General features: G+C 51.1%; 5 protein-coding genes and 1 pseudogene. 5 read left to right on the forward strand and 1 reads right to left on the reverse strand.

Annotated elements, in window-relative coordinates; all coding sequences use genetic code 11:
* Window positions 1-108: 108 nt before the first annotated feature.
* Complete coding sequence (locus tag IQ273_RS25500; RefSeq protein WP_228053852.1) at window positions 109-843, forward strand: transposase; 735 nt, start codon at window positions 109-111, stop codon at window positions 841-843.
* 265 nt (window positions 844-1,108) lie between these two features.
* Here IQ273_RS25500 and IQ273_RS35990 read toward each other — a convergent pair.
* Window positions 1,109-1,307, reverse strand: a pseudogene (locus tag IQ273_RS35990) (DDE-type integrase/transposase/recombinase); the annotation flags it as partial.
* A gap of 513 nt (window positions 1,308-1,820) precedes the next feature.
* Here IQ273_RS35990 and IQ273_RS25510 point away from each other — a divergent pair.
* The 4 genes from IQ273_RS25510 to IQ273_RS25525 all read left to right on the forward strand — a co-directional run bounded on the left by IQ273_RS25510 (window position 1,821) and on the right by IQ273_RS25525 (window position 9,340).
* Window positions 1,821-3,800, forward strand: a complete 1,980-nt coding sequence (locus IQ273_RS25510; RefSeq protein WP_194025952.1) for a calcium-binding protein — start codon at window positions 1,821-1,823, stop codon at window positions 3,798-3,800.
* Between the two features lie 735 nt (window positions 3,801-4,535).
* The gene (locus IQ273_RS25515) at window positions 4,536-8,903 is read left to right on the forward strand and encodes a LamG domain-containing protein (protein ID WP_194025953.1); all 4,368 of its coding nucleotides are present in this window, start codon (window positions 4,536-4,538) and stop codon (window positions 8,901-8,903) included.
* Window positions 8,904-8,963: 60 nt separating this feature from the next.
* The gene (locus IQ273_RS25520) at window positions 8,964-9,134 is read left to right on the forward strand and encodes a hypothetical protein (RefSeq protein WP_194025954.1); all 171 of its coding nucleotides are present in this window, start codon (window positions 8,964-8,966) and stop codon (window positions 9,132-9,134) included.
* The gene (locus IQ273_RS25525; protein ID WP_194025955.1) at window positions 9,131-9,340 is read left to right on the forward strand and encodes a hypothetical protein; all 210 of its coding nucleotides are present in this window, start codon (window positions 9,131-9,133) and stop codon (window positions 9,338-9,340) included. Before IQ273_RS25520 ends, IQ273_RS25525 begins: the two co-directional genes overlap by 4 nt.
* The last annotated feature ends 106 nt before the right edge of the window (window positions 9,341-9,446 follow it).

The following is a 9,446-nucleotide window of genomic DNA, read 5'->3' on the forward strand; positions in this document are numbered from 1 at the left end:
CGTGCAGTCGTTCTTCGAAAGGCGACCACTGCTACAGCGCTCATGAACGGGGGTGCTGACCTTCTCTCAGACCCTGCAATCCGCCAATCTAGCTGTCGCGTCACCTCTATGTACTTGACATTTGATACGGGGCGCGGTCACAAAGCCTTTCCCGATGAAGACGCCTTAGCGCAAGCGGCTCAGGCGATTCTTACCCGCTACCGGGTCAAGGCCTACGTTCAACTCACCTACTCAGACCAGGTAGAGCAACACGCCGTGCGTCGCTACCAAGACCGCCTGGCCCGGGTGGTGGAGCACCACCGATTCCAGGTGAATTACACCGTAGACACCGAGGCCATCAACCAGCAGACGCGTACCTTGGGCTGGCGGGTCTATGTCACCAATCATCCCGAAGCGGCGTTATCGCTGCCTCAAGCCGTAACGGTCTACCGGCAAGAATATCGGGTGGAGCATAGCTTTGCCCGACTCAAAGGGTATCCCCTGTCCCTGTCCCCCATGTACTTACAGCGCGAAGACCACATCAAGGGACTCGTTCGCCTGCTCTCGATAGGGTTGCGTCTGTTGACGCTAGTGGAGTTCCAGGTGCGGCAAGCTTTGGCCGACCACCAGGAGACCCTCTCAGGGCTATATCCTGGTAATCCCAAGCGGGCGACGGCTCGTCCGACAGCCGAATTACTGTTGGCCAGTTTTCGCGATATTACCCTAGTACTGGTAAATGTCCGAGGGCAGACCTATGCCCATCTGACCGAACTGACGCCTTTACAACAACGTATCCTAAAGGCCCTCAACTTCCCGATAAGTATTTACACTCTGTTGGGGCCTGAATCTGAGGAACCTCCTTAGAAATGAGCGAACCGGGAGTTAAATGGCAGTAAATCGCAGCTTTAATCGTTTTAGGTCTTGAAATGGAACTGTCAACTTAACTTTCCACATCTAAAAATCAAGCACTAAATTCCTGTCCATCGCCTTCGACGGCTGCTCTAAGCGATCGCTGATAGCCGCATGAATCGTTGCCAGTCGCTCAAGCGCTGACGCATTATTTCTCGATACTCAGCTGCCGTTTGTCGATGTTGGTGAGGATGAAAGTAGCTGCGTATCGGTTCAAAGGCGGACAGAAAGCGTTGAGCCTGTCCAGGAGACTTGAAGCGTTCCATGCGTCTTCTCTCTAACTCGTGTCGGCCTGTGCGAATTTTCCGCTCGATTGTTCAGGTCCTTGCGCTGCCTGTGTTCGACGCTGGAGTTAGCTCTTTCTTGGCCGCCCTATAGCTTCTGAGTTTGTCAATGATGATGACTCTTGGGGCGAAACCTGTGGGCACTGGCCTCTTAAAAGGTGATGAGCCCTAAAACCTTTATGTGTCAATGGTTCGAGCCAATCGGAGTGAAAATCCCGAAAGCGCTTGTCTAGTGCCTACCTCACCATAAGTCAGCCACAAGTTAGCCTTTCTCAGCCCTGAGCGTAGCCATCCGTAGAGTTCAATTAAATTAGTCGAGTTGAACGAGGTTCCACGAGTGACGAAATAAGAATGTACGCTAAGCACCTTCGACCTTCTGTGCCTATTAAACTTTCCGACTTTTAGTGCGCTATCAACCATTTACATCGACCCAAACAATATTCAAAAGATGCAATTTACTCACTCACCACGGCATCTTTCATGTCATGGGTGATGGTATTACCCTTCAGTCTGTTTCTGCAGTTCTTGGCACACTAAAAATATCCGAATCAACCCTCCTGGCTTTCTACCAAGAGGAACTTGAGTGCGTCGATATCGCTATTGAGAGTTTTGTTTTTCAGCCCTCTAATACTATTAGGAGAACCCCAAATGAATACCTTTCTAACTTTTCTTGTCAACCAGATCGTGGGTGAATTGTTTGAGAATGCTCCCGAAATCGAAGAGCTCGGCGACATTTTGGTTGGTAGTAATGGTGATGACAATCTTCAAGGAGGAGATCAAGACGACATCTTTTTAGGCGGCAATGGCAACGACGTGATTCTAGGTGGCGCTGGTACCGATGTCGTTTTTGCGGGCGCTGGCGATGACACGGTTGTGGGTCAAACCGGCAATGATGTTGCCTTTCTAGGATCAGGCCACGATCGCTTCATCTGGAACAACGGCGACGGTAGTGACTTCATCAACGGTGGCAAAGGATTTGATGTAACTGAGGTGAACGGTGCCAACGGTGCGGGCGATGAGTTTGACCTACGTGCAGTGGATGGCCAAGCCATTTTCAATCGACTCAATCTGGGGCTCTTTACCCTGACCAACGAAAAGATTGAACAATTTGAGATCAATGGTCAGGGCGGCGATGATTCGCTGACAGTGGGTGACCTCACCGGAAGTGCAGTGCAAAAAGTTGTTTTCTCCGGTGGCGAGGGTAATGATGTGTTGGACGCCCGCGAAAGCTCTACCACCATTGAAGCTTTCGGCGGTGAAGGCAACGATTTTCTGCAAGGTGGCTCCGCCGAAGATACGTTTTTCACTGGCGCTGGCGATGACATTGTCGTCGGTCAACGGGGTAACGATACCGCCTACCTGGAAGCTGGCGACGATCGCTTCATCTGGAATAACGGTGACGGCAGCGACTTCATCAACGGTGGCAAAGGAATTGATGTCACTGAGGTGAATGGTGCTGGCGGGGCGGGCGATGAGTTTGACCTGCGCCAAGTGGACGGTCAGGCCATTTTTAACCGCCTCAACCTGGGCCTCTTTACCCTAACCAACGAAGAGATTGAGCAGTTTGAGATCAATGGCCAGGGCGGTGATGACTCGCTGACAGTGGGTGACCTCACCGGAAGTGCAGTGCAAAAAGTTGTTTTCTCCGGTGGCGAGGGTAATGATGTGTTGGACGCCCGCGAAAGCTCTACCACCATTGAAGCTTTCGGCGGTGAAGGCAACGATTTTCTGCAAGGTGGCTCCGCCGAAGATACGTTTTTCGCTGGCGCTGGCGATGACATTGTCGTCGGTCAACGGGGTAACGATACCGCCTACCTGGAAGCTGGCGACGATCGCTTCATCTGGAATAACGGCGACGGCAGTGACTTCATCAACGGTGGCAAAGGATTTGATGTCACTGAGGTGAATGGTGCTGGCGGGGCGGGCGATGAGTTTGACCTGCGTCAAGTGGACGGCCAGGCCATTTTCAATCGCCTCAATCTCGGACTCTTTACCCTAACCAATGAAGAAATTGAGCAGTTTGAGATTAATGGCCAAGGTGGTGATGATTCATTCACCATTGGGGATCTCACTGGTAGTGATGTGCAATCTGTGATCTTCTCCGGTGGCGAGGGCAATGACTTTCTGGATGCGAGTGGAACGTCCACCCCGATTACAGCTGATGGAGGTGCCGGTGACGACATTCTCATTGGTGGTTCGGGTGATGACATTCTCATTGGCGGCGATGGCGCTGACTTGCTAATCGGCGGTGCCGGTAATGACATTCTGATTGGCGGTAGTGGTGCCGTATCAATTGGCTTTGATACGGGTGCGGCTTTCAATGCGGCGGATATCGGTACTGATCTCATCCAAAACTTTGGGACCACTGATAGCATCGTGCTGGATGTCACCGTCTTTACGGCGTTGACCAGTGCGATCGGGGGTCCCTTATCGGCCAGTGAGTTTGCTGTTGTGGACAGTGACGAAGCTGCCGCTCTGAGTGACGCCCTGATTGTTTATGGAGCAAATTCCGGCAACCTCTATTACAACGCGAATGGGACTGAAGCCGGGTTTGGCAACGGTGCCCAGTTTGCCACCATTGCAGACGCACCGACACTGGAGGCTGACAACTTTGTCGTTCAGGCATAAGTCCGTCATGCCGATATGAGCCCATGCTCGCTAAGTCTGTCAGACCTGGACGTTGAGTACCTGTCAGTGAGAGGCAGGCCAAGGGCGCATAACAAGATGCGAGGTGTGAGGAACCGGTCCGGTGATTTAACTGCATTGCGCCGCTAAGCACCAGACCTAACCCCTCACACCTCGTACCGCCGCATAGTGGTCAAGGCTTTGAAGGAAAGCTGATGATCTGTCAAATCATTTCAATTAGTAAAAGCCAGTCAGCTCTCAAAGTAAGTCCATCCAAAGTTGAACCTTAATTGCATCAATCATTAACGCCCAAAAAGTTCTGACCAAGCTCGATATCTGCATGAGCATGTGATCTATGAGCTGGCGATAGAGCAACGACCATTTATCTCTTTTTGGGTTTTTAATATCATCCAGAAATTCCTGGCAGAATCCAATTCTGCCATCGGAAATATTTAAGCGTTTGGTTTTTATGGAAGTAATTTTTCAGTTTTTTGAATTGATATTAAAAATTCAAAAAAGGGGCTTTCATTTTTGAATATCGACGATGTTTTTTCTGGAATTCAAGAAGCATTGATTGAGGTTATTCTTTGCGGGGCTGTTTGAATTTTCAAATCCCGCTCAAGAGCACACAAACTCTTATTGACTCGCGTCTAATTTGAAATTCAGTATTCTCAAAAAAACTGATCTAGACGTGACCGAGACTCAACTAATCAACCACTCACAATAGGAGAAAATTCGATGACTGTTCAACCCAAATATCACTGGCAGTTCAATAAAAGAGAAGGACATAGCGCAAAAGATGCGATCGCTGGAGTCGAAAGTCGATTTCACCGTACTATTTCGTGGGAGGGGCATGGTCGCATTGGCAATGCTGTTAGATTTAATTCCAGGGAGTCGCGGATTGTTTTTGGCCCTGAGGTAAGTCAGTTCGGCACCAGCGATTTTACCGTGGCGTTTGGTATCAAGATTTTGGGCACCGATGGCCAGGATGATCTGGACATCATCGGCAACCGCTCGGTGGGTGGGCATGGTAATTGGTTTTCATTACGGCTTCAGGATCAGGGAAAATTTCTCTTTTTTGAAGTGGATGAAAATAGTCAAGGTAAAAACTATGCACGCGCAAAAACCAAGCACTTACCCAGCCTAGTCGATAAGAAATGGCACCATGTCGCCCTTGTGCGCCAGGGTAAAACCTTGAAAATATACTTCGATGGCACCCTGGCGGCAGAGGGGGCATCCAATACAGGCGTTGCTAATATCAAGAGCAGCGTTGATATGAAGCTCGGTCATCACACCCGGCATACGCCCACCACCCAATACGAAGACCTGCGCATCTACCATGCGGCCCTCAACACCGCAGAGATTCAAGCCCTGATTCCACCTGTAAGTCGACCCTTGCGTGAAGGTGAAATTGAGCTGGTGGCCACTGATGGCGCTGCTGTTATTCTCAGGGAAGATGCTAAAAATCTCTTTCGTTTCTCACAAGAATTTCAAACGCTAAGAGTCGGCCCAGATACGAGAGTTTCGCTGTTTAAAGAGGTTGATTTTGGGGGCACAGGCCAAAGGGTGTACGCGGATCTGCCAGATATTAAGCAATCGCGACTAAAGGATTTTCCAGCCTCTGTGCGCATTCGCTCAGCTATTGGAGAACCCTTTACCGGGAAATGGTTAATCAAAGCCCCTAATGGTCAATTCTTAAATCTCATTAATGCTCCCCTCAGGAACATCAAATCTGTGCTTACAACATCGCCCGAGCGGTCGTTCAATGCACTCTTTGAATTACGGCAACAGTCAAAGCAGTCCCGTATTCAGCTAGTCCATGACGCTCACAAAGAACACACTTTGTTCAGACTGTTCCCTGAGACGGAGGCGATTCCGCTTTTTGTTGAGGAGTTACGGCCTTTGACTGGTGAGTTTGCTATCGCTAACCAGGCTAAGGATCAATGGTTAGAGATGGGGGAGAAGAACACCTTTAAGTGGACTGATCGCGAAGAAAAGCGAGCCGTTTTCGCCCGTGTGGCAAAAATGGCCGATAATGAAAATCAGGTGGGTGAGCTAGCGACTGGAGAGGTGGCTTTGTATCAGCATGTTGCTTATCACGGCAGAACTTGGATTTTGTCTGATACTGAAAAAGATCTCTCTGGTGAGTATCCGAACCTTTTAGTGTTTCAGAGCTTGCAGGATGAAACCTCATCTATTCGGTTAGGACCAGAGACAGGTGTGACCGTGTTTAGAGAAGATAAGTTTCATGGAAGCTTAGAAGAGAAACCAGCTCCACAATTTGACCGTCCTAGAAGATTAGAGGGGAGGAAGCTTAGAGGCTTTCGGAATATCAGAGAGAAGATTAAAGAAGCTGCTGAGAAAGCCCAAGAAGCTGCTAAATCCTCTTTGGTTGAAGATATTGTCAAGAACATTCCAAATCTATTCGATAGCCAGATTGGTAACGATACGATTTCTTCGCTCAAAATATTTAGAACGGTGGTGCCTGAGGATGTGTTTACCTCTTACACCACCAAGCTGAGCCAAGACTATCGCATGGTGGGCGACAAGCTGGAAGAGTTTTCGGCCTATCGCACCACGCTGCGGTTTGAGCCGGGCAGCGCTAGCGAGGTCGAGGTTTCCGCCACCGACCTGACCACAATTGAAGTCGAGGGCACCACCCATGAGATCGATGAGGTGCGATCGGTGACGCTCAAGCCCAATGAACTCAACTTCATCATGATCACCTCTGAGGCCGATGGTCTCAATACACCGGGACTCAAGCTGCGCACTAGCGACATGGCTCCCAATGAGCAGGTGGTGATTTTTCCAAACCAGGAAGCCCAGCAGCAAATTGCCGAACTAGAGGACGATGCCCTTTGGAATGCGACGGATGCCCAGGGCAACCTGATTGTCGATCGCAATGCCCACAGCCAGGCGGAAGTGGCCAGCGTGCAAAACACGATCAAGCGGGTGACCGCGACGATCGCCTTTAAAGACAGCCGCGTACCGTCATCTAGTCCTGTGGTGTCGGGTGAGGCGATCGCTGATCCCTGGGAACTCAAGCTTGCATCGTCCCCTGACAATCTTGGCGGTAACGCTGGGCTACAGCGCGTTGCGAGAACAGCGGCTCTACGGGCAGACGGGGCTTCAGCTTCGGCAGATGATACCAGTCCCTCAAATGGCGGCATCCATGAAGAAGCGCTGAGCCAGGATGACTTTGCGCAACTGCTCAGCCAAGCCACCAGCCACGAAAGCGTTCAAGCACCAGTGGTGGCTCCCGTACCGCCGTCAGGGGCGATCGACATTGCTGGGACTCAACGGGTATTTGCGGCCCGAGGGCTATTTCGCCGAGTGGGCAGACGGATTAAGGATGCGCTCAAAAAAGCGAAATCCGTGGTGATTGGGGCCGTTAAAGGCGTCGTCCATTTCGTGGTGAAAACTGCTGAAGAAGTCATTGACTTTGTGGTGGACACCGCTGAAAAGGTGGCTGAGTTTGTAGAAGCCGTGGTCGAAAAAGTCGTCAAGGGCATCAAGCAGTTCATCGAGTTCCTGCAGTTTTTGTTCAACTGGGGCGACATCCTCGATACCCAGCGCTATCTGAAAAGGGCTATCAACGCCAGCTTAGATTCTGCTAAGCAACTGGCGGTCGATGCCAAACCCCATGTCAAAACCCTGGTAGATGACCTACAAGACGGCGTAGAGGATGGCATGAACCGCCTAGTTGAAACACTCGGAGGCAAGCCTTCGGAGGTGGAGAAATCTGGCTTCGAGTTACCCGAAGCGCTGGAGTGGTTTTTCTCAAAGCTCCTGGGAGGAGCGAAATCCTCAGACTCTGAGGCCACATCGGACTCCGGGGGCGGGAATTCGCCGTTAGCCAGCTTCATCAGGCAAATGCTTGAAGCCTTTGAGGATGCCATCGGGGCGGGACTGCGACTTTCTGAAGGCGTATTTGACAGCATTCAGGCACTGATTAAGAATCCCCGCGAGCCGGAGGTGGCCCTGATTGTCATTATCGAAGCGCTCAGAGATGCGATTATTCAGTCACTGGATGCGGTCGAAAATGTAGCGCTGGGCTTGCTGGATGTGGTTGGCCTCGCCATCGACCTGTTCCAGGGTTTGTTGAATGCGGAAATCAGAATTCCCTTGATTTCAGACCTGTTAGACTTCATCGGCGTCGGTAAGCTAACGGTGCTGAATCTGGCTACGATCATTCTGGCCATTCCGGTCACAGTCACGGCAAAATTGGTGACCGGCCAACATTTGTTTGCCCATAGCGTGCCGATGCCGCTAGATTTGACCAATCAGCAGGGGCGGACGCTGGCCTTTGCTAACGTGACGGCTGCGAGTTCGGTTCTCACCGACAGCACTGATTCCTCTGATGATGCCGGCAGCCCAGGCCCGACTGATGAGCCCGATAGCCTCCGTGACTTGCGTAAGGACATGGCTTTCACAACCATCGCGACGTTGGCCGATACGGTTAATCACCTCATCGCTGGCATCCTCGATTTATTTGACGTACCGGGATTTGAGGTAACGGGTGGCGGCGATCGCGATCTCAGCAGTCTTGATGAGACGCTTGGTCTTATCGGCTCAGGATTTGTCGGACCTTTACAGGCACTGGAGGTCACCAGCCTTGTGCTGAGTTTAATGAGCTGGGGCTTTAGCTATCCCGCTCAGTTCGAAGAGTCTGGAGGCATTAACAAGGAGAACCGTAGAGAAATCATCTTATGGAGCTATCGAGGGGGAACATTGGCGATAGATGCCGTGTCAATGATGGCGAACAATCTTGAGCGGATGCGGCGCGTAGAAACAGCCTACAACGTAACGTGGGCGCTATTAAGTGTCATCGACCTGATCCTGTTTTCGCTTTACCTGGCGGCTGTCGAAGAGGAGAACGATCGCATCAAAAGAGCGGATATCAGTAATGAGGTTTTCTCAGCGCTGCCTAACGTTGCCTGCTTTGTGAGGTCAATTGCAGTTAATGCTGAACCAATCACGAGAACGGTTCTTCATTTAGGACATGTGGCAACCGATCTGACCGCAGGGGTCGTGACGGCCACAACGGGCGGCATTTTGATGAAAGAAGCCAATAAGGCGTTGAAGGCAGCCAAAGCGGCGACATAGCACGCCTCATGTGGAATGGGTTCAACACAGATCTAGGTGCAAAACTGCGCAAATAATCCAATGGTGCTGCCGCCAGGTTCTAACGGATCTGGCGGCTATGCCTTAGTTAGCGACCTGCCGTACTTGCTGGAGTGCGCCGGGAACGAGCGATACATATCTATCGGCATCGTTTTGCTGCTAGATTCTGCGGTGGCCTTTGGGCCATCAGCCGATGGCAGCAACGGCGAATGAAGCGCCACAAAAAGCAGGTTACCCTGTTTTTTACGGGGCTCGCATTCCTGGATCTCGTCATCACGTCGTTTTATCTGGGTGCGATTCCGAAAGACGATGGCCGTGGCCTTGAGGTTGCCAATGAAGTTGTGGCGCTGCTGCCTGACCTGTTGTCTCCCATGCGGTTATCTGGGCCTAAAGGCACGTATCAAATGTCAAGTACATAGAGGTGACGCGACAGCTAGATTGGCGGATTGCAGGGTCTGAGAGAAGGTCAGCACCCCCGTTCATGAGCGCTGTAGCAGTGGTCGCCTTTCGAAGAACGACTGCACG

Origin of the sequence: Nodosilinea sp. LEGE 07298, assembly GCF_015207265.1 — a bacterium.
Lineage (GTDB): Bacteria > Cyanobacteriota > Cyanobacteriia > Phormidesmidales > Phormidesmidaceae > Nodosilinea.